General features: G+C 43.5%; 19 protein-coding genes. 8 read left to right on the top strand and 11 right to left on the bottom strand.

Annotated features, from left to right (window positions below; all coding sequences use genetic code 11):
* The 6 genes from ABIN91_RS00520 to ABIN91_RS00495 all read right to left on the bottom strand — a co-directional run.
* Positions 1–632: ABC transporter ATP-binding protein (locus tag ABIN91_RS00520; RefSeq protein WP_348047306.1), on the bottom strand; the 632-nt coding region annotated here is incomplete at its 3' end.
* Positions 629–1,870 (bottom strand): nitrous oxide reductase family maturation protein NosD, encoded by a 1,242-nt coding sequence (gene nosD, locus ABIN91_RS00515; RefSeq protein WP_348047304.1) that lies wholly within the window; start codon positions 1,868–1,870, stop codon positions 629–631. The genes ABIN91_RS00520 and nosD, both read right to left, overlap by 4 nt.
* Complete coding sequence (locus ABIN91_RS00510) at positions 1,867–2,289, bottom strand: nitrous oxide reductase accessory protein NosL (RefSeq protein ID WP_348047302.1); 423 nt, start codon at positions 2,287–2,289, stop codon at positions 1,867–1,869. The genes nosD and ABIN91_RS00510 overlap by 4 nt, the downstream gene beginning before the upstream one ends.
* Positions 2,286–2,864, bottom strand: coding sequence for a hypothetical protein (locus tag ABIN91_RS00505; RefSeq protein ID WP_348047300.1), 579 nt, complete (start codon positions 2,862–2,864; stop codon positions 2,286–2,288). Before ABIN91_RS00505 ends, ABIN91_RS00510 begins: the two co-directional genes overlap by 4 nt.
* Positions 2,865–2,925: 61 nt before the next feature.
* Positions 2,926–4,896, bottom strand: a complete 1,971-nt coding sequence (gene nosZ, locus ABIN91_RS00500) for a Sec-dependent nitrous-oxide reductase (RefSeq protein WP_348047298.1) — start codon at positions 4,894–4,896, stop codon at positions 2,926–2,928.
* Positions 4,897–4,921: 25 nt separating this feature from the next.
* Positions 4,922–5,419 (bottom strand): c-type cytochrome, encoded by a 498-nt coding sequence (locus tag ABIN91_RS00495; protein ID WP_348047296.1) that lies wholly within the window; start codon positions 5,417–5,419, stop codon positions 4,922–4,924.
* A 288-nt stretch (positions 5,420–5,707) separates the two neighbouring features.
* On the opposite strand from ABIN91_RS00495, the gene ABIN91_RS00490 reads away from it, so the two are divergent.
* The 4 genes from ABIN91_RS00490 to ABIN91_RS00475 all read left to right on the top strand — a co-directional run bounded on the left by ABIN91_RS00490 (position 5,708) and on the right by ABIN91_RS00475 (position 9,848).
* Positions 5,708–6,178: a hypothetical protein gene (locus tag ABIN91_RS00490; protein ID WP_348047294.1), complete on the top strand. Its 471-nt coding sequence runs from the start codon at positions 5,708–5,710 to the stop codon at positions 6,176–6,178.
* A gap of 293 nt (positions 6,179–6,471) precedes the next feature.
* The gene (locus tag ABIN91_RS00485) at positions 6,472–6,921 is read left to right on the top strand and encodes a VOC family protein (RefSeq protein ID WP_348047292.1); all 450 of its coding nucleotides are present in this window, start codon (positions 6,472–6,474) and stop codon (positions 6,919–6,921) included.
* Positions 6,922–7,426: 505 nt separating this feature from the next.
* Positions 7,427–8,245, top strand: coding sequence for a helix-turn-helix domain-containing protein (locus tag ABIN91_RS00480; RefSeq protein WP_348047290.1), 819 nt, complete (start codon positions 7,427–7,429; stop codon positions 8,243–8,245).
* Between the two features lie 40 nt (positions 8,246–8,285).
* Positions 8,286–9,848, top strand: coding sequence for an FAD-dependent monooxygenase (locus ABIN91_RS00475; RefSeq protein WP_348047288.1), 1,563 nt, complete (start codon positions 8,286–8,288; stop codon positions 9,846–9,848).
* 32 nt (positions 9,849–9,880) lie between these two features.
* Here ABIN91_RS00475 and ABIN91_RS00470 read toward each other — a convergent pair whose 3' ends face one another.
* The 4 genes from ABIN91_RS00470 to ABIN91_RS00455 all read right to left on the bottom strand — a co-directional run bounded on the left by ABIN91_RS00470 (position 9,881) and on the right by ABIN91_RS00455 (position 17,450).
* Complete coding sequence (locus ABIN91_RS00470) at positions 9,881–11,854, bottom strand: RagB/SusD family nutrient uptake outer membrane protein (protein ID WP_348047286.1); 1,974 nt, start codon at positions 11,852–11,854, stop codon at positions 9,881–9,883.
* Between the two features lie 30 nt (positions 11,855–11,884).
* Complete coding sequence (locus ABIN91_RS00465) at positions 11,885–15,358, bottom strand: TonB-dependent receptor (RefSeq protein WP_348047284.1); 3,474 nt, start codon at positions 15,356–15,358, stop codon at positions 11,885–11,887.
* 220 nt (positions 15,359–15,578) lie between these two features.
* Entirely contained in the window at positions 15,579–16,781 is a 1,203-nt protein-coding gene (locus tag ABIN91_RS00460; RefSeq protein ID WP_348047282.1) for a FecR domain-containing protein, read from the bottom strand.
* A gap of 114 nt (positions 16,782–16,895) precedes the next feature.
* On the bottom strand, positions 16,896–17,450 hold the full coding sequence (locus ABIN91_RS00455; protein WP_348047280.1) for an RNA polymerase sigma-70 factor: 555 nt from the start codon (positions 17,448–17,450) through the stop codon (positions 16,896–16,898).
* Positions 17,451–17,726: 276 nt separating this feature from the next.
* Here ABIN91_RS00455 and ABIN91_RS00450 point away from each other — a divergent pair, with 276 nt between their 5' ends.
* Genes ABIN91_RS00450 through ABIN91_RS00435 form a run of 4 tightly spaced genes read left to right on the top strand, consistent with a single transcriptional unit; the run spans position 17,727 to position 23,095 of the window.
* The gene (locus tag ABIN91_RS00450) at positions 17,727–19,115 is read left to right on the top strand and encodes a glycoside hydrolase family 88 protein (protein ID WP_348047278.1); all 1,389 of its coding nucleotides are present in this window, start codon (positions 17,727–17,729) and stop codon (positions 19,113–19,115) included.
* Between the two features lie 29 nt (positions 19,116–19,144).
* Positions 19,145–20,503 (top strand): hypothetical protein, encoded by a 1,359-nt coding sequence (locus ABIN91_RS00445; protein WP_348047276.1) that lies wholly within the window; start codon positions 19,145–19,147, stop codon positions 20,501–20,503.
* A gap of 42 nt (positions 20,504–20,545) precedes the next feature.
* Positions 20,546–22,669, top strand: coding sequence for a beta-galactosidase (locus ABIN91_RS00440; protein WP_348047274.1), 2,124 nt, complete (start codon positions 20,546–20,548; stop codon positions 22,667–22,669).
* A 51-nt stretch (positions 22,670–22,720) separates the two neighbouring features.
* Positions 22,721–23,095, top strand: a complete 375-nt coding sequence (locus ABIN91_RS00435; protein ID WP_348047272.1) for a DUF3574 domain-containing protein — start codon at positions 22,721–22,723, stop codon at positions 23,093–23,095.
* On the opposite strand, the gene ABIN91_RS00430 is transcribed toward ABIN91_RS00435, so the two are convergent.
* Complete coding sequence (locus ABIN91_RS00430) at positions 23,092–23,916, bottom strand: aminotransferase class IV (RefSeq protein WP_348047270.1); 825 nt, start codon at positions 23,914–23,916, stop codon at positions 23,092–23,094. The two genes, ABIN91_RS00435 and ABIN91_RS00430, sit on opposite strands and share 4 nt — an antisense overlap.
* Between the last annotated feature and the right edge of the window lie 55 nt (positions 23,917–23,971).

Below are 23,971 nucleotides of genomic sequence, written 5' to 3'. Positions count from 1 at the left end.
ACATCTTTATAAAATATCAGTTTTCCGTCCTGCAGGTAAACAACATGACTGGTGATATCATCGAGGTCGCTCAGCACGTGCGAGGTGATCAGGATCAGCTTACCATTATTCCGTTCTTTAACGATCTTATCCTTTAACAACTCGCTTGACAGGGGATCGAGCCCTGCCGTGGGCTCGTCCAATATCAGTATATCCGGTTTAAACAAAAATGCCAGGCAAGCGCTTACCTTTTGCCTTGTGCCGCCAGAAAGGTTACGCATGGTTTTGTGTTGAATGGAAGCTATCCCAAAACTTTCGATCAGCTCTTCATCGTAAGCCTCCCGGTCGGCCCTGATCTCCTTCAGCATATTGATCACCTGTTTGATGGTCATATTTTCCGGATAGCGGCCTATTTGCGGCATATATCCGATACTTGAACGGTAAGCATAGTGAGTTTTTACTTCTTCATTATTGATCTTGATGGTTCCACTTTCAGGTATAACCAAACCCAATATAGACTTGATCAGCGTGGTTTTGCCAGACCCATTCGGTCCTAATAACGAAACCGTATGCCCGCGGTGAAAATCGAGGCTCAGATTGTCCAGCGCCTTAAATTTCCCGAAGGATTTAGTGAGGTTGGTGATAGAGATCATAGTTTTATTTTTTTCATCATGGGGTGATCGTCCTTCAATTTATCAGGGATGATGGTGGGCATTACCTTTTCTACCTGGTCCATGATATCGGTAAGCAGGCTATGGTAAAGGATCATGGCAGACGGGATCTTTTCCGTTACCACCGAATAAACGCTGACCGGGTAATAAGGAACATCGCCGATATTGTTTTTATCAAGGTCATACCCATCGTATTTATCCCAGTAATTGTTATCAAAAGTATTGAGCATCATAGAGCCGTTGGTAGACATATCAAAAGAATTCCCAATAAAATTATTCCCGGCAAAATTACTGCCGCTACAACTGGCTTGCACACGTGCCGCCCAGCCGTTGTCCTGGAAAAGGTTCTGAATAACAGTTACCCTTGTTGTGCCTTCCATGTGTAGCCCGATCGTGTTTTTTACAAATTGATTACTCTCAATATGGCTGTCGGTAATTTCTTTTAGCAATAAGCCATAGGAGGCCTCTCCCCAGTTATGGAGAAATATATTATGGCGCATGATTACGCCTTTGGAATACATGACGGCCACGCCAGCGCCATTATCCTGGAAAGTATTTTGCGTGTAAATATCATTGTGCGAAAACATGAAATGCAGCCCATAACGTGCATTACCGGATGAGCGGTTACCGGTTATTCTCGAATCGGTAACAAATTCAAAATAGATACCGTCGCGGTGGCCAGATATGGTATTTCCCTGGATCATTAAATGATCGGATTTCCAGGCATGAACGCCGTTTCCTCCATTCAGTTCATCTTTGATATCGCAATGGATGATGTTGTTTTTGATTGTACAGCGAGTTCCATTTTGCAGGTAAATACCAAATGTGGTATTGATGAGCCGGTTATTTTGAATAACCACATCTTTAGCATTGACCACCTTAATGCCCGCCATATCCGTCATGCTCGCCTTTCCGACGTTTTGGATCTGCAATCCTTTAATTTGAACAGCATCACAACGAATAATGAAGATCTGATACTTACTTTCCCCATCGATCAAGGGTGTTCCCATCCCGGTAAGGATCAGTTTTTTGGTGATCATGATGTCGTGTTCTTTATACAAGCCCGCTGTAATTAAAAGGGTGTCCCCATCTTTTGCAGTTGCGATCGCCTTGTGTATACTGTTGAAGCCGGGCTTAACTTGTATAACTGACGCGCGGGTTTCTTCCGGTCTGTAAAAGAGGAGGGCACAAAATGCCAGCAAAAGGATCACTTTTTTCATTTGTTCAACGTTGTCCAGTATAAAACCCCGTGAGGGATAGGAGATGTTACTTTGGCCACCGAGGCATACGCCGCAATATTCCCATTCATCGGCGATCTCAGGTTTTCATCGTGTACGAACGCGGCCTGCTGGGCGTTTAAAAACTGTCCATCCGGGTGTTGGTAGTCTGCCACGAATATGCGGATGCCCGCATCGTTCATATGTTCATCCTTCATGTATTTGATCAGGCAGCTCAAATCATCGAATTTGAATGCCTTACCCTTGCTTGTCAGTAGTTCCGCAGCGAACCTTTTATCCATGATCGTCATGCGGCAGTGCTGACAGCCTTCATGACCGTAATTGATCGGGGCGAATTGCTGTTCACAAGCCGATAGCGAGATCACTGCGATGATTAGCGTTAAAAAGATCAACTTCCTCATTTTGTGTTATTTTTTTTCCATTCATAAAAAGTGATCACGACCAGTAACACACCGGCGCCGATATAAAACCAGCCCGCGATATCCGGCTGCGACAAAACCTCAAAGTTTAATAACTTTTTATAACCGAATAAAGGCGGCTGATAGGACATGCCCGGGACTTTAATGGGTGCAGCAGGATCAAGGTTGTGTCCGTAGTTATATTCCCATTTATAAAAATCATAAAAAGAAAAAATGGCGATAAACGTGAATAGGAAAGTCCAGATATAATAACCGATCTTACGGTTCAAAAGCAGTACGACAATACCCAGGCCCATAAATATCAGGAGTGCAGCAGGCAGATAAATAAATTCAAGAAAATCGCTCTTATGTATCGTTTTCATACCAATATAGTGATTCAAACCATTAATGATATCAACGTCGCCTTTGACGTCATTGATCCATATTTTCATGGATAATCCTCCAGGATATTGTGGCGCGCGAAGATCGATCCGCCACATCGGAAATATCCAGAGTGTAGCCAGAAAAAGGATCACGAATAAGATACTCGCTTTACCGGCAATGGTTAATTTTTTCATTTTTTGGTTGAATAAAAAATGGCAATGCCGTATATACGGCACTGCCATTCTATGTTTAAAACTATTTAGATGCGGTTTCTGGTGTTACCACGCCGGTGCCAAATTTAAGCGGCACATTAGCCCCTTTTGGAGATACCCTCAGGTAACCCGACATCTCCTGGTGAAGCGCGGAGCAAAAGTCGGTGCAATAGAAAGGATATATCCCTTGTTTGTTAGCATTGAACTTTATTGAAAGCGTTTCACCCGGCATGATTAAAAGATCAGCGGTTGGTGAGTTCTTAACTGCGAAGCCATGAGGTACATCCCAATCCTGTTCAAGGTTGGTAACGTGGAAATAAACCTCGTCTCCTACAAACACACCTTCTATATTGTCAGGGACCAGGTGTGATCTGATAGCGGTCATATAAACGTCCACTCTATTGCCGGTACGAACCACATTAGCTTTCTTTTCGCCCATGGTGACATATTGATTATGGTTTTTATTGATATCGTAGAATTTAACTTGCTGATCTTTTATTACGCTTGCAGGTATAGCTTGCCCGTAGTGTGGCTCTCCAATAGTTGGAAAGTCAAGCAACAGTTGCATTTTATCCCCTGTAATATCAAAAAGCTGGGCGGATTGACACAACTCGGGACCTGTTGGTAGATATCTGTCTTTCGTGATCTTGTTATAGGCCACCATGTATTTACCATAAGGTTTTCTGGTATCGCCCCCTGGTACCATCAAGTGGCCGGTTGAATAGAAAGTTGGCGTGCGATCCAGTACCTTAAGGTCGCTAAGTCTCCATTTTACAATTTCGGATGATAAAAACATAGAGGTATATGCATTTCCTTTGTCGTCAAACTCGGTGTGCAGTGGGCCAAGGCCCGGTTTTTTTACTTCACCATGCAATGCAGCTTCGTACTTGATCACCGGGATGCCATAATAATTGCCTTCAAACTGTTTATCATGTATGGCTTTAATTATTTTAGTAAACGAAAGCACGGGGATTAAAGCTGCTAATTTACCACTGCCGACAATGTATTCTCCGGTTGGGTCAACATCGGTACCGTGAGGGGATTTTGGACAAGGTATCATATAAACCATACCAGGGCAATCTTTCGGATCTAATACCAAAACTTCCTTTTCCATTACCGATGTAGCGGTTTGCCTATCCTCGTCAAAAGTATTATGAGCATATTCTGTTGCCATTTTGTGGCCTTTACCAGCTTTAGCGTATTCTTCCGCTTTTTTCCAGTTTACCGCAACAATAAAATCTTTATCTTTTTGAGACGCATTTACTTCGAGCAATGTATACGCTTGTTCTGTATTATAGCAAGAGAAGAAAAACCAATCATGTGAAGGCCCTTTTCCGGCATGGCTCAGGTCAAGATTCATTCCTGGCAATACGATCTGGAAAGCGATCTTCATGTGCCCGTTGTTTTTATCGACACTTATAAATGAAGCTGTACTTTTAAAATTCTTTTTAAAAGAACTTATCGGCACATCTGCATTACCTAAAGGGACTGAAAAGCGTGTCCCTGCTACCAGGTATTCCGTATTCTCGGTAATAAAAGGAGAAGAGTGATTACCTGCGCTATTTGGTATCTGCAGGATCTCCGTCGTTTTAAAAGATTTCAGGTCGATCCTGGCGACACGGGGCGTATTGTTTGCATTGGCAAATAACCAGCGTCCATCGTAATTCCCATTGGTTTGGGATAGTTCAAGGTGATGCTGGTCATCCCAAGGGACAGGACCGTTTGTTGTGTTCAGCATAGCCTTGGTTTCCTCGCTGTACCCGTAGCCATTTTCTGGAAAAACAGAAAAAACAGGTATGACTTTTAATAGTCGTCCTGAAGGAAGCCCGTACACAGAAACCTGGCCGCTAAATCCACCGGAGACAAAATTGTAGAATTCATCATATTTGCCTGGAGCTACGTACACTTTTTGTGCGGCATCGCCCGCTACAGCGGAGTCCGTTGTTTTCATTTTACAGCTTTGCAGGGAAGCAACCAATGCAACCGAGCCAAGCGTTAATAGGAGTTTATTCATGATATTAACTTTAATGTAAGGTGGTTTATTTTTTACCGTCGTTATTCCGCATAAATTCCAGGATATGCCTCGCATCATCATCGCTTAAGTGCTGATTTGGCATACGGACCATACATTTTTCCAGCATGGCCTGCGCCTCCGGATCTTTGTCGATCATTTCATCGGTGTTGGTCACAAAATTCATGATCCATTCAGGTTGTCTCCTGTCCGTAACACCTTTCCATCCGGGGCCAACGAGTTTCTCATCGGTCAGTTTGTGACAACTACCGCATTTTACATCGAAGATCGCTTTACCCTGTCCGATCATAGCCTGATCAAGCGGGTGCGTAAGTTTTACATCGGTAAATTTTCCTGTTCCCTTAGGATTACCGGCAGCAGGTGCCGCAGCTTTGTCGGGAGTAGCGGCCGTTGTGGCTTCGCTGGATGATCCGTCGGAGCCGTTGCCCGGCCCGCAGCTGTAAATAAATAAAGTAGTTATAACCGCTATAACTGCTGTTGCTAATGTGAGCTTTTTGTTCATCATTTTGTTTTTGATTTTTGATGGATACTTTATTTGTTTGATACTTTAAAGGTTTCTACCATCAAGCGATCTTTATAGCTGGTTAACAGGCAAGAGCGCTTACTCATAGATCCGATAATTATTTAAGACAAAAGTGTCTTTAATAGCCTGGACGAAGATTGATACGGCTCACTTAAATAGATGATGCTAATCATTTTTATGAGATACATTTAAAGATAATTTTGTCTTTAATATGTTTTAAATCATATATCATTCGATCTGGACATGATCTGTAAAAATTGTAATAAACGCATGAGAAATATTTTAGCCATATTTTTAATAGCCGCAGGCTTATCATCTTGCACCAACGATAAAGCGGTTGAGAAGGCAATTGTGGTAAACGTGGAGGCAGATGAACAGGAAGAAAAGGGCCAAAGCCAGGAATTGACATTGAATAACGGAAACAAATGGAAAATTGACCGATCCACACATAACAACGTTGTGAACCTGCAGAACATTCTTAACGCATTTACCGAGGATGGTTCCCGGCCTTTGAGTGATTATCAGGAAGTACAACTTGATCTTAAAAACGGGATTGATAAGATGATCAAAGAATGTCATATGACAGGGCCGGATCACGAAGTTTTACATCATTGGTTAAAGCCCTTGATCAACAAAGTAGCCGATCTGAAGAAAGCAAACACGGTTGCTGATGCATCCAGGTCATTAAAAAACATCAGGGCACAGGTCAAATTGAACGCTCAATACTTTGAGTACAACTAAATCAGCGAAAGCTTTTATTTTGAACTTTTATGAAATTAAAATTGAGATGGTAAAAACATATAAATTATTGGGAGGTGCTGTTTTTGCTGATATGGGCGCAATGCCAAAATCGCGTGGCCATCATTCCTTCTCAGGGACATGTCAGTCTGATGATGTAAACACAGACAATATTCGGTTATTTTGATAACTTTAAGTATCATAGTCATATCTAACAGCCGCTATCTTCAAGGGTGACTTGGCATTAAAAAACATTAAATTGAGGTATAGGTTTATAATTATAAGGAGGTAAAGCAATGTCAAAAAGCAAATTACTACGAATGGACAACGTCCTTATCGTCGTCAACGATCTGGAAGCCGCGAAAGCCTTCTTTCTTGAACTCGGATTTGAGTTGGAGGGCGAAACAACCGTTGAGGGCCCCTCTGTAGATCGCCTCATCGACCTTCAGAACGTCCGTGCTACCCTCGCGCTAATGCGTACTCCGGACGGCCACGGGCGGATCGAGCTGGACAAGTTCCACACGCCGGAAGCGATCAGAACCGGACCTGAGAAAGTTGCGGTGAACGAGCTCGGAATGCGCCGAATCATGCTCGCTGTCGATGACATTGATGAGGTGGTCGCGCGCCTGCTTGCTCACGGCGCTGAACTGGTAGGCGAAGTGGTGCAATATGAGAACACTTATCGGCTCGCCTACATACGCGGCCCGGAGGGCATCATCGTCGGTTTAAGCGAGCAGCTTAAATAATAAATCAATGACTGATGTTTACCAAAATCCTGCCACCATGTTTTCAAACAAGTCATCAACCTCAGGAAGCAGAGGTTAATGACTATATCCGGATAATTTTTTAAAGTAACTTCAATCGTAGCTAACCAATTTTGAAGAAACTATTTAAACGATAAGTTGTAAAGGGAGGGAAATGCTATGAGAAATATAATAGTCTTATAATGATTGCTTTAGATGGCATAATGCAAGCACCGGGCGGTACTGAAGAAGATACATCAGGCGGTTGAGATTTGGGAAGGTTATTGGACAAATATAAAAAGCAATTCTCCGGGGAATGTTACAGCGGTGTCATAGTACACATGCAATCATTACGTAATTAACTCACATTATACGTTACGTTCATTTATAAGAATACCTAAGTTAATTAATAATCCATGTAATCGTTGCCGGCGAGAATGAGCGGCTTTTTTCTTGCTTAAAATGCTTTATGCTTGTATAATTCACTCCAGGTATGCTATCTTTAAAAATGCAACACCAAGAGTTTGAACCTTCCGAAGAGCTACGGGATACCATAAAGTGCTTTTGGTACAATAGTAAAGATTTTGGGGAGCTACAATCCAGTTTTGAGGTACAACCTGATGGCTACGCCGAAATTATTTTTCATTTTGGAAGCGGCTGTAGTATTTCTCATAATGGGAGTTTGCAGCCATTGCCATCACCGTTTATGATGGGGCTCCTTAATCAGCCTGCTATTTTTTACGCCAGAAACCGTTTAGAAATTATTGGTATCAGATGCTTTCCGTGGACGGTGTTCGATTTGCTCGGACTGCCATCTGGTAAAAACGGAGTACGCATATTTGAGCACCCCATCGCCCAACTTCAATCTACATTAAATAAGTGTGTTGAAGCTGGTGAGATAGATGAAGCGCTGGCGAAGGTAAAACAGTATTTTTTGAATGCACAGTTGCATGTTGCCACCAACAGTATGCTATTTAAAGCAGGAGTTGCTATGAGGGAAGCAAACGGCACCATGCCGGTAAGCCAGGTAGCGGCGGCAGCTCATGTTACGATTCGCACATTGGAAAGGAATTTCAAGCAATCATCTGGCCATACGGTTAAAGACGTATCGAGCCTGATTCGCTTTGAGCAGGTGCGAAACCAATTGTGGCTTTATCCAGATTCCAACCTTGCCAGTATAGCTCATGAGTTGGGCTATACGGATCAATCTCACCTAAGCAGGGAATTTAAGCGCTACAGCGGTGCCACACCAGCAGCATTCGCGCGAAAAGCGAAGAAAGGGAAACAGGCTGTAGGCAACGATTTTGTCGCATTTGTACAAGCCTAACGCAAAAGCATTCCAGAAATTTGTGTTTCAATCATTTAATATGAAAGCAACACTTAAAAGTAATAAATACGCGCAACATAGTTCTATTTACGATGTGATCATTTCTGGTGCAGGGCCTGTAGGGCTATTCCTCGCCTGCGAATTGGCATTGGCTAAATGCTCGGTACTGATACTGGAAAAGGCGGAGAGCCCGAACTCACCCCTAAAGCAACTTCCTTTCGGAATACGCGGACTATCGGCGCCTACAATTGAAGCGCTTTATCGCCGTGGATTACTGAACGAACTTGAAATTCATAAACGCCTTAAAAGCCCTCACCAAAATGCCGGGCAAGGGGCGCGTCGGCAGGTAGGGCATTTCGCCGGAATTCCATTTTATGAAGGTGATATTGACACCTCACAATGGAAGTATCGCTTGCCAGGCTCGACTGAAACCAGTTTGATATCTGAAATGCAAGAGCTTGAAACGGTATTTACCCGCCGCGCAGAGGCCTTAGGTGTAGTGATCAGTCGCGGGCTTGCGATCACCAATTTTCATCAAACTACAGATGGAGTAACTGTTCAGTCGGGTAACCAGTCTTTCAATGGTAAATGGCTGGTGGGGTGTGATGGAAGCCGTAGTGTCGTTCGCAAATTAGGTGGTTTTGAATTCGCCGGTACGGAGTCGGAATTTACTGGCTATACTACCCGGGTTGATATTGCTGACCCGGAGAAGCTTAATTCAGGTCGAAACGTGACACCAACAGGCATGTACTTGCAATCGCAGCCCGGTTATTTGATGATGCAGGATTTTGATGCCGGGGCATTTCATAATTCAAAAAAGCCAATTACGCTTGAACACGTACAGCAATTGCTACGCCACATCTCGAACACCGACGTTACTATCAGTGCCCTGCATATTGCAACCACGTGGACCGACCGGGCACGGCAGGTCACAACCTACCGCAACGGCCGGATACTTTTAGCCGGTGATGCCGCGCACATACATTCGCCGTTGGGAGGGCAGGGGCTTAACCTTGGGCTGGGTGATGCCCTAAATTTGGGCTGGAAGCTAGCCGCAACCATACAAAAGAAAGCGCCCGAAGGTTTGTTGGATAGTTACTATACTGAACGACACCCGGTAGGCGTACAGGTTCTGGATTGGTCACGCGCTCAGGTTGATATTATGAAACCAAGCCCGCAGGCGCGCGCGCTTAATGCAATCATCCGTGATTTGATGAATACGCGCGATGGCGCTACTTATATTGCGGGTAGGGTATGGGGTATTTTTACACATTACGATCTGGGTGGTAATCACCCTCTGGTGGGCTACAGCGTTCCCAATTTCGAGTTCGAAAATGGAGCGACAATTGGGGATCTGATGCACAATGGTCAGGCGGTATTGCTTGATTTTGATAACAATGAAGCACTTAAAACTTTGGCGGCTGAATATGGCGATCAAATAAAATATGTTTCGGGCAAGGCCAAAGAACAATTAGGCTTGAACGCTGTACTCATACGGCCTGATGGGATTATCGCCTGGGCTTCTGAGTACAACGAACCTGATAGCAGCGAACTCCAAAAGGCTGCCGCCCGATGGTTTAAAACAAAAACCAGGCAATTGTAGTTACCTGGTTTTTGTTCATTGTAAGATCAATATTACCAGCCCGGGTTTTGATAAGCCTTTTTCTGATCATTACTCATAGCCTGGCCGCTAAGTGTTGTAGCATCTATTTGTATTTGAGGTATAGGTCTTAACTTATCTCTCGGAATAATACTTGTGGCATCTTTGTTAAATAGTTTGGTTCTGTCGTATAAGGTTTCTGTACGCACTAAATCTTCAAACCTGTAAAACTCGCCACATAACTCGCGTGTGCGCTCGTTCAGCATAAAGTGAATAAAGCGGTCGGCGGTAGTAGTTACCGTTGGCGGGTAGTTTTCGCTTGCCGCGTTGGTAGTAAACAAGGTTGTGGTAGCCTGTAAGTTTCCGTAGGTATCGCTCACATCGCCGGGTGTACCGCCGTCAAACATATAAATTTGAGGGTTTTTAAATTCGCCTGCATGGTAGGCTGCCCTTTGGCGTATTTTGTTAATGTAAGTAAGCGCTGTGGTATAATCTGCCTTGCGGCCGTAAGCTTCGGCAGCAATCAGATATGTTTCCGCCAAGCGGGCAATTATACCATTACGTATCCCTCTTTCTTCGTTATAATCACTGGTTAAACGTACGGGATCTAACATTTTTACCAGGGTAAGATACTTGTTGTTATTAAAGCCCTGTAATATTGGCCCGCCAGCGGTTGCCTGGTAATAACGTGCATATACAGTATAGCGGTATTTAGCTATTTGTGAATTTAACAAAGGGTTAGTTTTGCTGTTCGCGATAAATAAGGCCGCGGTGTCGCCGGTTCCAAATTTAAACTGGCCAACCAGCGCGGGCGTTGGCGCATCCGCGGCGGTGAATTTTGGAACACTGGTATTGGTATTGGAATAAAACACCGTACGGAAACTTTTGTAAAAGCGCGAATCGTTTTTCCTGTCAAAAAGATCTATTGTATAATCAGACGGACCTAAACGACGGAAGGGGCGACCGTTAAAGTTATCAGTAGTACGGGCAAGGCCAGGTATGCCCACATCGTATTGGCAAATATAATACTCATGGGTACGGTTACCTGTAGTGCCGTCTAAAGTAAGATCTTTAATAAACTGGGCGGCAAAAATGATTTCTTTACTTGCTTGCGCAGTTTGAAATTTACCGATATCGCCGGCAGGTGTAGCACCATTCTGACCGATAGCCGGAGTAGTAACCTTAGGATAATTTGCAGGGTAAACGCCGTTCCATAAGTTCATATAATCACTTTCTAAAGCATAGGTGCCGCTGTTTATTACCTGCGTAGCGTAATAAGCCGCGCTATCAATATCAGTTGGTTGCTGGCCACGCACATCGGTAACGGCGCTTCCGCGGGTTAAGTAAGCCTTAGCTAAAAAGTGCATGGCTGCCCCCTTGGTTGCCCGGCCCTGATCAGTATTGGTAGCTGACAGGTTATCGGCCGCAAAACGCAGATCGGCAAATATCAGCTTATAAACATCAGCCACCGACGCCCGTGTAAAATCAGTTTGTTTATTTATTGTAGGTTGTGTTACAAGGGGTACACCTGCAAACTGCTGCACTAACTGAAAGTAATAATATCCACGTAAAAATCGTAATTCGGCAATACGCTGGGTTATTTGTGCCGGTGTGCTTAATGTTTTTGATGTGGTGCTTTTAAATAATGGCAACTGTTGAAGACCTATATTGCAACGCCCTATAGCATAGTAGTTGTTTGTCCACAAGCCGTTTAATAAACCCTCGGCCGGGTTATAGCTGGCAGCGTAACTGTTGTAATATTCAAAGTTAAACTGGTCGCCCTCTATAAATTCGTCAGTACCAAAATTGTACAAAGCATAAGCTTGTTCACCCTCAAATTTATTTCGCAACGGTGTATAGGCCGATTTTACCAGGTCTTCAAGCCCTTGGTCAGTAGTATAATAATTCTGCGTGAGCGTACTCACCAGGTCTTCCTGCAGATATTTTTTACATGAGCCTATGCATAAGGCTAACATGATCGTAATAACCGGTATGATATATTTTTTCATTTTCGTTTATCTTTTTTTGTTATCACTTAATTATATACCCGCTTTTATACCAAATACCCAGCTACGGTAGCTAAACGAAGTTGGCCCCGGGTTAGCCGTGCTGCTTGATGGGTACGAGCTTGTGTATTGCACCGATTCCGGATCATAACGTTTATAGTTGCTGAATAGGAAAGGGTTAACTGCGTTAACAGAAAATGTAAGGCTGCGCATTTTGATCTTGTTCAATATCGATTGCGGCACCTTGTACGATAGCAGGATACTTCGCACCCTAACAAACGAGCCATCCCTGAAACCATTGGCTTGCCAATAAAGCGGTATATCGCTGGTTAAGTTAGCTTGCGGATACTCGTTAGATGGGTTTGTTGGTGTCCAATAATTTACGTTGAAGGTTTGATAACGTCCTACCAATGACGGGCGCGGATCACGTATTAAACCGCCGTGACTAATGTAAATAAAGGTGCTTAACTCAAAACCTTTATAGGCGAAGGTGCTGTTAATGCTACCTGTCCATTTTGGGTTGGGTGAACCTAAAAGTACTTTATCAGCCTCGGTTATGGTTGTATCGCCATTGGTATCTTGTACACGTATGCGGCCCGGTTGCAGGGCGGTGTTAGCTTTATTCCCTGTTTTTTTCCAATAGTAGTCATACAATATTCCGCCGGGCTGCGCATCGCTGTTTTGGAATATACCTTGAGAAGTATAATCATAGTACGACCTGATAGGCGCGCCCAGGAACCAGCCACTCGGTATATTGTTGGAACCTGTTGGATCTAAGTAAACAATGGCTTCCTTATTGCTTGAGAATACAAAATCGGTTGTCCATTTAAATTTGCCTGTATTAATGTTTACAGTTGATAGAGCGATCTCTACACCACGATTCCTAACCTGGCCAACGTTAACGGTTATACCGCTATAGCCTGTAGCATCGGGGAGTTTTTGAACCTGTATCTCGTTAGAGTTTGATTCATAAACATCAATAGATCCCGATACCCTGCCTTTAAACAAACTGTAATCTATACCCAAATTTTTAGTGGTTGTTTTTTCCCATTCCAGATCGGGCAATGGTAAACCGGTAGCACTCGGTGCATATCCTTGCGCCGGTGTGGCACCAAAATTATAATAGGTAATGGTTAAAGGGCCGTTGGTTGTATAAGCCGGTATCCCCGCGTTACCAACCGAGCCTATACCACCGCGAATTTTTAATTGGTCAATAAAATTAACTTTCTTTAAAAAGTCTTCCTGATCTATACGCCAGGCTATTGATCCCGACGGGAATGATTTGCCCTGATGCTCGGCAGAGAGTACTGATGAACCGTCGTACCTTTCGGCTACGGTTAAAATATATTTTCCGTTGTATGAGTATATCAACCTGCCTAAAAATGATGCCTGTTGTGATTGTATAAACCCGCCGGTATAAGTAACCACACCGGTGGCGTTGTTCTGTAAGGAATACCATTTTTGAGTTTCGTAAGCAAGGCTTGCTGCCGAAGCGTTTGAAGTTTCTACCCTGCTTTTTATTAATTCCTGCACAGCAGTGGCAGTTATATCATGCTTTTTTGCAATGGTAGTATTGTACGATAACTGGTTCTGCAATGTCCAGGTGAGCCCCGAAGACGTTGCATACGATGCCGTAGCCGCTCCGCCAGCCCGGGACGAAGAGATGGCACCACTAAAAATACCTACACGTGTGTTAAGTACATCAGCACCAAAGGTTGTTTTAAAAGTTAAACCTTTAACGGGGTTTATTTGAGCATAAACGTTGCTCAGCAAATGGCTATTACGTGTTTCGTTCAACAGGCTGTTCGCATCATTCAATGGGTTGATGATGTTACTATCGTTTCCGGGGAAAAGCACGAAGTTGCCGTTAGCATCATAAGGCTCGGCCAGGGGTAATTGGCCCGACGCGGCACCATAAACGTCTGATCCTTTATTTTGAATAGCATTTGAATAGCTTAGGTTACCCCCTGCCGAAAAGTAACTTACAGGCTTGTAGTTCATGCTGTTTGATAGGCTGTAACGGGTATAATCCTGGCCGGGTTCAATACCTTTTTGCGTTAGGTAACCTAAAGAAAATGCATTGGTAAATTTTTCGGATCCACCGGTGATCGATAGGTTGTGGCTTTGTGTAATACCGGTTCTTATGGCATCTTTTTGCCAATCGTATGTTGGTATTTTTGATGCATCAAAAACCGGAATATCATTTAATACCGGGTAACCTAAACTTACAAGCAAGGCTTTTTCGGCATCAGTTGTGGGGCGGGTAACTACGTCAAATATGTTATTGGCCGGGTCGTACTTGGTGAAAGTGTATCCCGCCATAATTTTGGCCAAGATGTTCGGATCGGCACCAAAAAGCTTATAATCCGACGCCGGGTCCGCAAAATATCGTTGTGCTGTACTGGTTGTACTCAGGCCCGAATTGTACGATTTGCCGCCAATGTAGGCATCTCTTTTAAATTGTGTATAGGTTGGGCCATCAAATATATCCAGTTTCCTTAATATATTATCCGCTGATGTGCTTCCGGCATAGTCAACCGTTATTTTGCCGTTCTTTCCTTTTTTGGTAGTTACCTGTATAACACCGTTGGCGCCTCTCGAACCATAAATTGCTGTAGCAGATGCATCCTTCAATACGTCTACCGATTCGATATCAAGTGGGTTAATGTCATCAATGCTATACGTTACGGGTACTCCATCTACCACAAATAACGGATCGTTGCCAGCCGTTAAGGACCGGCTACCCCTAATGCGGATTGCCGAGCCCGAACCTGGCGTAAAACTGGTTGGCGACGAAACTAAGCCAGGTGTTTGCCCCTGTAAGGCTGAACTTAAGTTTGTAGCCGGTATTTTGTCCATTTTTTGTACATCAACCGATGATATGGCGCTTGTAACATCGCCGCGGCGTTGCGTGCCATATCCAATTACTACTACTTCGGTAAGCGATTTTGGCTCAGGTATTAATTGAACGTTTACTACCAGTTTTGCACCGGCAACAATTTCCTGCACTTTATACCCCACAAAACTAAATACAAGTGTATTAGTGTGACTCGCGTCGGGAATGGTTAGTTTGTACTGACCGTCAATATCGGTAACCGTTACTGATGTTGTTCCTTTAAGTTTTACACTTACCCCGGGCAGCGGACTGCCGGTTTCGTCGGTAACTTTACCTGTAATTGTAGCTGGCGGTATAGGTTTTTCGGCTTCAAGTGTGCTTTTAGGTTTGATCAGAATGGTTTTATCAAATATTTGATAAGTGAACGGCTGATTAGCAAAACACTCAGTTAAAACTTTCTCCAGCGGAAGATTCACTGCTTCTATGGATACCTTTTTGGTTTTTTGTAATAATTCGTCAGAGTACAAAAAGTTGTAATTGATCTGCTTATTAATTTGCCGGAATATTTTTTGTAATGATGCGTTCTTCTCGGATAGGCTCACTGTTTGCGAGTAAGAAGTAGCGCTTACATGAATGCTGAATGCAATAAGTATAACAGCGGTAAGTTTCATAATTAAGAGTGGTCTAAACACCGGCCCCGTTTTTCGGGGAAAACATTCGTTGTAAAAATTAAAATCCATACTTTTACTTCATATAGGTTAAATAATCAATTGGTTAGTTATCGCATACGCCAGCTATTGATCTATATTTCAACCGGAGGCGCTCCAACGCTTCCGGCTTTTTTATCAAAGCTTTATTTGTTATTTGAATTTGCTTTTTCTTTTTAAGTGCTTATTTGGTCACAGTAACTTTGCGGCCATCAATGCTAAAATGAACCCCTCCTGTTAGTTCGAGCATATTTAGTATTTGTGAAATATTGTTTGATCGGGAAATGCTGCCAGAAAAGTGGATCTGCGGAATAGGGTCTTTATATTCCACGTCTACATTGTACCAACGGGCAACCTCGCGCATTACACTCTCAATGCCTTCGCTGTCAAACACAAAAAGATCATCTTTCCAGGCCACTATTTCTTTTACATCAATAGTGTTTATTCTGATGTTTTTTGAGTTTGCCATAATGCTGGCTTGCTGGCCAGGTACAATAAGCTTGCTATGTTGTTTATTGAATATTTTTACCGAACCTTCCAGCAGGGTGGTTTTTTCGGCGCCTTCGTTTTTGTAGGCTTCCACATTAAAGTGAGTACCTAATACCTGTACTATAGAGTTATTGGCAAACACCTTAAATGGTTTGTGTTTATCTTTAGCTACCTCAAAATATCCTTCGCCCGTTAAGTAAACCCGGCGCTCATGTTTGCTGAATGCTACAGGGAACTTTAACGAAGATTCGGAATTGAGCCAAACCAAACTTCCATCGGGTAGCTCTACTTTATATTTACCGCCTTTGGGTGTGGTGATGGTATTGAACTGATGATTGCTAACTTGTTGGATACCCGCAACCGATTTATAGGTAAGCAAACCATGCTCTGAAATAATCTTTAAGTTTCCATAAGTTTTAACCATACCAGATGACTGGCCGTTAACATTCATTACCGAACCATCTGCCAGAATAAGTTTGGCCTTTTCGGAGCCTGGGGGAACATCGTTTTTAAACCGGCTTTTTTTAGTAACCGCTGTTTGTGGGTTTAAAACTGTGATAGGCTTAAGCTTATACCAAACACCGCCTGCAGCCAAAGCCATCAATAATACAGCTGCATATTTCCATTTCTGAATAAGTAAGTATACCTGATTGGCAAACGATGTTTTTTGACCTCGTAAAACAATATTTTGCCATGCATCTTTTTGATCAATAGCCGAGAAAAAATCAAGGTCGGTTTGCACCAGGCGCTCATCCTGTAGCTTTTCCAGCAGGTGCATGTTTTCAGGGCTTTCTTTTAGCCATGCATTCAGCTTAATTTCTTCAGTTACTGATAATTCGCCTTTTAGTTGCTTTAAAATAAGCACTGCATATTCGTACGCTTCGTAATTATTCTCCATGAAATATATTTAGGCGTGCCGGGGCACATCAACTGGTTATAACATAAAGACACGCTGATGTAACAAAAGGGTGACAAGAAAATAAAATAAATAATTGTTAACCGGGCGGTTAAACTATAGGTGAGTGATTGTAGCCAAAAGCAGTACAAACAATTCGGGCTTTAATTGCCCCCTGAGCACTTTTAGGGCCCGTTGCTTTTGAGTTTTTACGGTATTTACAGATATGCCCAACATATCTGCAATTTGGTTGTTTTTCATTTCCTCCAGATAGCTCATCCGGAATATTTGCTGGCAACTACCCGGCAGTTGAGCAATAGCCACATGAATTTCGGCCATTACTTCTGAGCGGATAATAGAATGAAAAACGGCTTCTTCAACCGGGGTACTATTTAAACTATTGATATGTTGCTCGGCTACCTTGTTATGCCTGATCACGTTAAGTGTGGCATTTTTTACTGTACTGTACAAAAAATTTTTAATAGCAACAGGATTGCTGGAAACAACATCGCAGTGATCCCAAAATTTAACAAAGGCATCCTGAACAATGTCTTCGGCTTGGGTTTTATCGTGGGTTATCTGATACGAAAAATACACTAAACGATTATAATACTCGTTAAATGCGGTTTTTACGTCCGCCTGAATACAGGTTTGACCAGAATTGTTTACCATTGGCAAGGAGTATAATTTTAGGTGTTAAACATCCTGATCGGCGATCGGGATATATTAACATTTATTAAATATAATCGGAATTATAAATATCAAAACAAAAATACCCCATGCCAACCCGGTCTGTCCTGTATTGAAAAGCCTACACATCGATACGGGGGCGTCTTGGTTAGTATTGAGCAGGAATGTACAGGACAGATGTAGTGTTTTTTTTCGTCAATTTAGACAATCAATTAGAAGCCGATCACCGGCTATACCAATATAAACTTATCAATACCAATGAATAAATCAATTATTAAAAAGCATTGTAAAGGCGCATTTATACTTTTTGGTTGTGCCTTACTATTACAAATTACCACTAAGCCGTTACAGGCGCAAAGCACACCGGCAAAAGGTAATGATGTAACCACACCACTGCATTTGCTAAAACCAGCGTATGTTACACCTTATGGCGAAACTAAGCAAGCCGACGTAAAAGCGGTACTTGATCTCATTTACAATTATCTGAATACCGCCACGCCGTATGAATTGGAAGATTCGAAAACCAAACAGCCTGTTACCGATATAACTAAACTGAACGCCACAAGCATATTTAAACCCGGCGACTTCAGGCTCATTAGTTATGAATGGGGTATTACCTATACTGGTATGCTTGAAGCAGGCGCTGCCACCGGCGACCCTAAATTCACGGCTTACACAACTAACCGGATGAAGTTTTTAAACGATGCCGTTAATGGATTTAAAACCTATTTGAAAGCATCGCCGCAAACCATTACACCGGTGCGTTCGGTATTGGAACCGCATGCGTTGGATGATGCAGGTTCGATGGCTGCTGCCATGATCAAAACCATGAGGTCGGGTACATCAAAAGTAAATCTAAGGCCCATGATAGATAATTACATCAACTACATTATGACCAAAGAATTCCGTTTGAGTGATGGTACATTTGCTCGGAACCGCCCGCTGCCAAACACTTTATGGCTCGACGATTTATACATGAGTTTACCCGCTTTGGTGCAAATGGGTGCCCTTACCGGCGATCACAAATATTTTGACGAAGCGATTAAACAGTACCAGTTATTCTCGAAACGCATGTTCAATCCGGAACGGGGGCTTTACATGCATGGTTGGGTTCAGGATATGGATCCGCACCCTCAATTTCACTGGGCAAGGGCAAATGGCTGGGCATTCTTAACCAAGATAGAACTGCTTGACGCGCTTCCGCAAGATCATCCGGCACGGGCCGAAATACTGGCTATGCTAAAGAAACATGCCGCAGGCCTTGCACAACGCCAGGATGCCACAGGCTTTTGGCATCAATTGCTGGATAGGAACGATTCCTTTTTAGAAACATCGGCTACAGCCATATATGCTTACTGTTACGCACGTGCCATTAACAAAGGTTGGTTAGATGCCAAAGCCTATGGCCCGGCGGCATTACTGGCCTGGAACGCCGTTAGTACCAAAGTAAACAGCCAGGGGCAGGTTGAGGGTACTGTAGTAGGCACTGGCATGGGCTTCGATCCGGCATTTTACTGCTACCGCCCGGTAAATGTGTTTGCGGCTCATGGTTATGGCCCAACATTGCTGGCTGGCGCCGAAATTTACCGCATGCTCAAAGATCACCCTTTTGTGATCAACGATAGCGCGGTGCAAATGAATAAATAACCCTCGGGCTAACCAAACAAAACAAAACCATGAAAAATATTATACTGATTGCCGGTTTGCTTTTATGTGGCGCAACCGTAAGCGCGCAAATCGGCAGGCGTTTCCCATCGGAGCGAAAAGTTGTGAAAGATCCGGTAACGGGTACCATGCTTACCTTTTTAACCAGTACGCCTACGGGCGATTCCAAAATTTACCAAACCCATAACCAGTGGACCTCTGATCTGAAATGGCTCATCTACAGAACCGGGCGTGTAAAAGGCGAGGCTATGGCAGTGAACGAAGAAACCGGCGAAATGGTGCAGGTAACCGAAGGTGGATACGTAGGTATGCTAAACGTTGCCCGCAAAAGCATGAAACTGTATTTTATGCGCAAGGTGGGTGGTACGTTGTCTGATAATGAAGCTAATGGGCCACTGGAAATTGTGGAAGTTGACCTGGCTAAATTATTTGTGGATAGTAAAGCGGGCAAGGTACAGGCCGCCAATGTTTATCAGCGCGTTTGCGGAACCCCTGATGCAAAAATAGGTGCCGGTGGTGATATGGCTCTGGACGGGGCGGAAGAATGGGTTTACTTTCGTATTGGTAAGGAAGAAGCAGCAAGAAGGCTTGCACCGGGAACTAAAATAGATTCGGCTTTTGGGCCGCGGCATATGGGTGCAGGGCCTTCGGGAATTGCCGCCATGAATATTAAAACGGGCCAGGTTAAGCATGTTGTGGCTGTTCCATTTCAGGTGGGCCATATCCAGACTAATCCGTGGATGCCCGGCGAAATTATTTTTTGTTGGGAAACGGGCGGTAAATCGCCGCAGCGTACATGGATAGTTAATGCCGATGGCAGCGGATTGCGCCCCCTATACCCTGAAGCGGATTATGAGTGGGTAACGCACGAAGCTGTAATTACTAAAGATGAGGTGGCATTCGCGTTAATGGGGCATCGGCAAATACCCGGAACGACTACAAAGGTTGCAGCCGGAACACCAGTAAGTGGAGTTAACCCTGGCCAGGAAGCGGCGTGGGGCCCAGCTGGCACGCGCGAAAAGCCTACAGGGTTGGGCATCGTCAATATCCGCACAAGGGAAATAACCATTGTTGGCCAAACTTCATCGGGTAGTGGGTTGTGGCATGTAAGCGGATCGGCCGATGGGCGTTTTGCTGTGGGTGATGATTTTGAGCGTAATTTATATTTAATAGACCGCCACACCCATGAAATGATTTTGCTAACTACGGGGCACAAACCTACCGCGACAGATCATATCCATCCAACTTTTAGTCCGGATGGTACACGGATCGAGATCCAGTCGGCAATGCTTTCAGCAGATGATCATTCCATGAATATTTGTATCGTTCCTGTGCCGGAGAGTTGGTTGAAGCGGGTTTACACCAAGTGAACGTAATCGTAAACCAATAATTACCAACTAAAATTTAACCATATGAGTTTATTAAAATCAATAATCGGTACCACAAATAAAGCGCTATACTTAAGCCTGGTTTTAACATTTTTTTGTTTTAATAAAGTATCAGCGCAAAAACCTGTAGATTTCTTCCCCAAAAAAGATCTGATGCCTATCGGTTCATATTATTATCCTGAGCAATGGCCGCATCAATATTGGGCTCGGGACATTAAAAAAATGGCCGAAGTTGGTTTTGATTTTACGCATTTTGGCGAGTTTGCCTGGGCATTTATTGAACCCGAGGAAGGTAAATTTGATTTTAAATGGTTGGATGAAGCGGTAGAGCTTGCACATCAAAATGGCATCAAGGTAATTATGTGTACCTCATCGCCAACGCCGCCCCTTTGGCTGGAGCAAAAACACCCCGAAATTTTAATGGTGAACGAATATGGTGTTACCATGCAGCATGGCTCAAGGCAGCAATGCAGTTGGTCGAGCCCGGTTTATCGCGAATATGTTTCTAAAATGGTAGAAGCACTTGCTAAACACTATGCTAACGACAAACGTATCTGGGGTTGGCAACTGGATAACGAACCATCGCATTATGGCCAATACGATTACAGTGCGGCCGCGCAAACCCGCTATCAGCAATGGCTGAAAAACAAATATAAAAGTATCGACACCTTAAATAAAACCTGGGGTACGGCGTTTTGGAGCATCCGCTATAGCGACTTTACCCAAATTCGCTGCCCTAATGGAAAGGAACTGATTGCGCAGCCAAACCCGCATTCCGTACTCGATTTTAAACGTTTCTCGGCAGATGAGGCGAACGATTTTTTGGGTATGCAATATGGCATTCTGCGCAAGCATATCCTGCCGGAGCAATGGATAACTACCAACCTGATGCCCGAACATGTTGATGTTGACCCGACTAAGATAACCAGTCTGGATTTTGTGACTTACACCAAGTACCTGGTTGCAGGTTATGATAAAGGTATAGGTGCACAGGGTTTCAGGATGGGCTCGGCAACGAGTATTGCCTTTGCTAATGATTTGTTCAGGCCGCTTAACGGAATAACCGGCGTGATGGAGTTGCAGCCGGGGCAGGTTAATTGGGGCAAGTTTAATTCGCAAACCATGCCTGGCGTGGTCCGCATGTGGATATGGCACGCTTTCGCGGGAGGTAATAAGTTTGTGTGCAACTACCGTTTTAAGCAACCTTTAACCGGAGGCGAACAATATCACTATGGTATTATCAGCACCGATGGTGTTACGCCGAGCAGAAGCGGATTGGAGTATATCAAGGTCATCAACGAATTAAAATCAATAAAAAAAGAATATGACCCCAATGCCAAAATGCCGAAGGAATATCAATCCCGGTTAACGGCTGTATTATACAATCCGGATAACCGCTGGGAGGAGGATAATCAACCTCAAACCAACCAATGGAATTTTATGGGGCATTTAATGCGCTACTATGGCGCGTTAAAAGAATTGAATGCTCCGGTTGATGTTATAACCGAGGATAAGGATTTTTCTAAATACCCGGTGATGATTGCTCCGGCATATGAGTTGCTTGATGCTAAATTGGTTGAACGCTGGAGACAATATGCCGAAAATGGTGGACATCTGGTGCTGACATGCCGTACCGGGCAAAAGGATCGAAATGCCAAACTTTGGGAAATGAAGTTTGCCGAACCAATTTATCAATTGATAGGAGCAAAAATTTCGTTTTTTGATATGCTGCCTGATACCACACAGGGCACCATTAAAATGGGATTGAAGAACTACAAATGGAACAATTGGGCCGATGTGATAGAACCTATGCCGGGCACCCAGGTTTGGGCAACCTATACCAACCAGTACTATGCAGGTAATGCTGCCATTATTCATCATAAACTTGGCAAAGGCACTGTAACTTACATAGGACCTGATACTGATGATGGCGCTTTGGAAAAAGCAGCTTTGCAACGGGTGTATCAGCAGGCTGGAATACCTACGCTAAACCTGCCGAAGGGCGTGATATTGGAATGGCGCGATGGCTTTTGGGTAGGAGTTAATTATTCGGATAAGGCTTATACAGTATCGGTCCCGCCAACTGGCAAAGTGCTGGTCGGAAAAACACTGCTTGAACCAGCGGGAGTGCTTGTATGGAAGGAATAGGATATAGGTTTCTTTCAGGTCATTTTGTCGAACTAAAAATTATCTTTATAAATGCTTTATAGACTATTACTGATATGCTTGCTGCTATCATCGTGCGCTGCAAACCGCATGGTAGAAACTGATCTTTATTTTGGGATGTCGAAGCCAGACGGTGGCTCGGTTACCGATAAAGAATGGGAGAGCTTTAGAGAGAACTACATCGTCACTGCCTTTAAACAGGGGAGCACAATAATTAATGCTTCGGGAAGTTGGCTTGATCCGGTAAGTAGAAAACAGGTTACCGAAGCAAGTCACCTGGTTATTTACCTGCATAAAAAATCAAAAGCTGTTTCTAAGCAAATAGATAGTCTGCGTAAGCAATATCAAACCCAGTTCCAGCAGCAATCCGTTTTGAGGGTTGATAAAAAAGTAACTGTCGCTTTTTAATGTTGCGCAGCTTTGAGTTGCAATTTTTCTGACAGTAGTTTACTTACCGGCCCTGCATAACCATCACCAACAACACGCCCGTCAATTTTGGTTACCGGGAGTATATTTTTTGTTGAACTGGTAATAAAGGCCTCCTTACAGTTTTTCAGATCGTCAAGTGTGATATCCCTGTGCTGTAATAGGTTAAGGCCACCAGCAATTTCAAGCACATGTTTCCTGATAATACCCTTCAATAAATTTTCTCGTGTGGTAACAACATGGCCGCTTTGGTCAATAATAAAAAAGTTAGCCCGGGGGCATTCGCTAACTATGCCATTGTTGTGATACAATACATCATCGGCACCTTTTTCTTTAATAACCGGCTGTAGCCAAACGGCCATCAAATAATCTAAAGTTTTAGCATACGATAGTTGCCGTTGATACTGATGAGTGATCAAACTAATGCCTTCCAAACTGATTTGTTTGCTCAATATCATTTCGGTTTGGGTGATGATCATGTTAGGCTTGGCTATACCATAACCATCGGGCGAGTAACCACCTGTAAGGGTGATGCGTATGCCCGAATCGGCTATACCGTTCTTTTCTATCAGTTTCAGCAAAAGTGTTTTCAATTCTTCACGACTTAGATCAACAGTTAAGTGCATAGCGGCAGCCGAATTATAAAAGCGATCCAGATGATCTTCAAGAAAAACAGGCCGCCCATCTATCGTTTTAAAAAAATCGAAAATGCCATATCCCCTTTGTATAGCCAGGTCTGTAATTAAAACAGAGGCTGTTTCGGCTGGTAAAAACTCCTGGTTAACTATGGTGAACTTGCTCATGGTTGATAAAATTAATGCCGGTATTTACACTATCCTATTACAAATATATTGGAGT

Source organism: Mucilaginibacter sp., assembly GCF_039921305.1.
Classification (GTDB): Bacteria; Bacteroidota; Bacteroidia; order Sphingobacteriales; family Sphingobacteriaceae; genus Mucilaginibacter.
Note: the sequence above shows the minus strand (reverse complement) of the source record. Positions and strands in the feature narration are given on the sequence as shown.

Bases quoted from the DNA above. Each gene is read 5' to 3' on its own strand.
- nosD (WP_348047304.1), bottom strand. From the start codon at position 1,870: ATGAAAAAAGTGATCCTTTTGCTGGCATTTTGTGCCCTCCTCTTTTAC.
- ABIN91_RS00510 (WP_348047302.1), bottom strand. From the start codon at position 2,289: ATGAGGAAGTTGATCTTTTTAACGCTAATCATCGCAGTGATCTCGCTA.
- ABIN91_RS00505 (WP_348047300.1), bottom strand. From the start codon at position 2,864: ATGAAAAAATTAACCATTGCCGGTAAAGCGAGTATCTTATTCGTGATC.
- nosZ (WP_348047298.1), bottom strand. From the start codon at position 4,896: ATGAATAAACTCCTATTAACGCTTGGCTCGGTTGCATTGGTTGCTTCC.
- ABIN91_RS00495 (WP_348047296.1), bottom strand. From the start codon at position 5,419: ATGATGAACAAAAAGCTCACATTAGCAACAGCAGTTATAGCGGTTATA.
- ABIN91_RS00490 (WP_348047294.1), top strand. From the start codon at position 5,708: ATGAGAAATATTTTAGCCATATTTTTAATAGCCGCAGGCTTATCATCT.
- ABIN91_RS00485 (WP_348047292.1), top strand. From the start codon at position 6,472: ATGTCAAAAAGCAAATTACTACGAATGGACAACGTCCTTATCGTCGTC.
- ABIN91_RS00480 (WP_348047290.1), top strand. From the start codon at position 7,427: ATGCAACACCAAGAGTTTGAACCTTCCGAAGAGCTACGGGATACCATA.
- ABIN91_RS00475 (WP_348047288.1), top strand. From the start codon at position 8,286: ATGAAAGCAACACTTAAAAGTAATAAATACGCGCAACATAGTTCTATT.
- ABIN91_RS00470 (WP_348047286.1), bottom strand. From the start codon at position 11,854: ATGAAAAAATATATCATACCGGTTATTACGATCATGTTAGCCTTATGC.
- ABIN91_RS00465 (WP_348047284.1), bottom strand. From the start codon at position 15,358: ATGAAACTTACCGCTGTTATACTTATTGCATTCAGCATTCATGTAAGC.
- ABIN91_RS00460 (WP_348047282.1), bottom strand. From the start codon at position 16,781: ATGGAGAATAATTACGAAGCGTACGAATATGCAGTGCTTATTTTAAAG.
- ABIN91_RS00455 (WP_348047280.1), bottom strand. From the start codon at position 17,450: ATGGTAAACAATTCTGGTCAAACCTGTATTCAGGCGGACGTAAAAACC.
- ABIN91_RS00450 (WP_348047278.1), top strand. From the start codon at position 17,727: ATGAATAAATCAATTATTAAAAAGCATTGTAAAGGCGCATTTATACTT.
- ABIN91_RS00445 (WP_348047276.1), top strand. From the start codon at position 19,145: ATGAAAAATATTATACTGATTGCCGGTTTGCTTTTATGTGGCGCAACC.
- ABIN91_RS00440 (WP_348047274.1), top strand. From the start codon at position 20,546: ATGAGTTTATTAAAATCAATAATCGGTACCACAAATAAAGCGCTATAC.
- ABIN91_RS00435 (WP_348047272.1), top strand. From the start codon at position 22,721: ATGCTTTATAGACTATTACTGATATGCTTGCTGCTATCATCGTGCGCT.
- ABIN91_RS00430 (WP_348047270.1), bottom strand. From the start codon at position 23,916: ATGAGCAAGTTCACCATAGTTAACCAGGAGTTTTTACCAGCCGAAACA.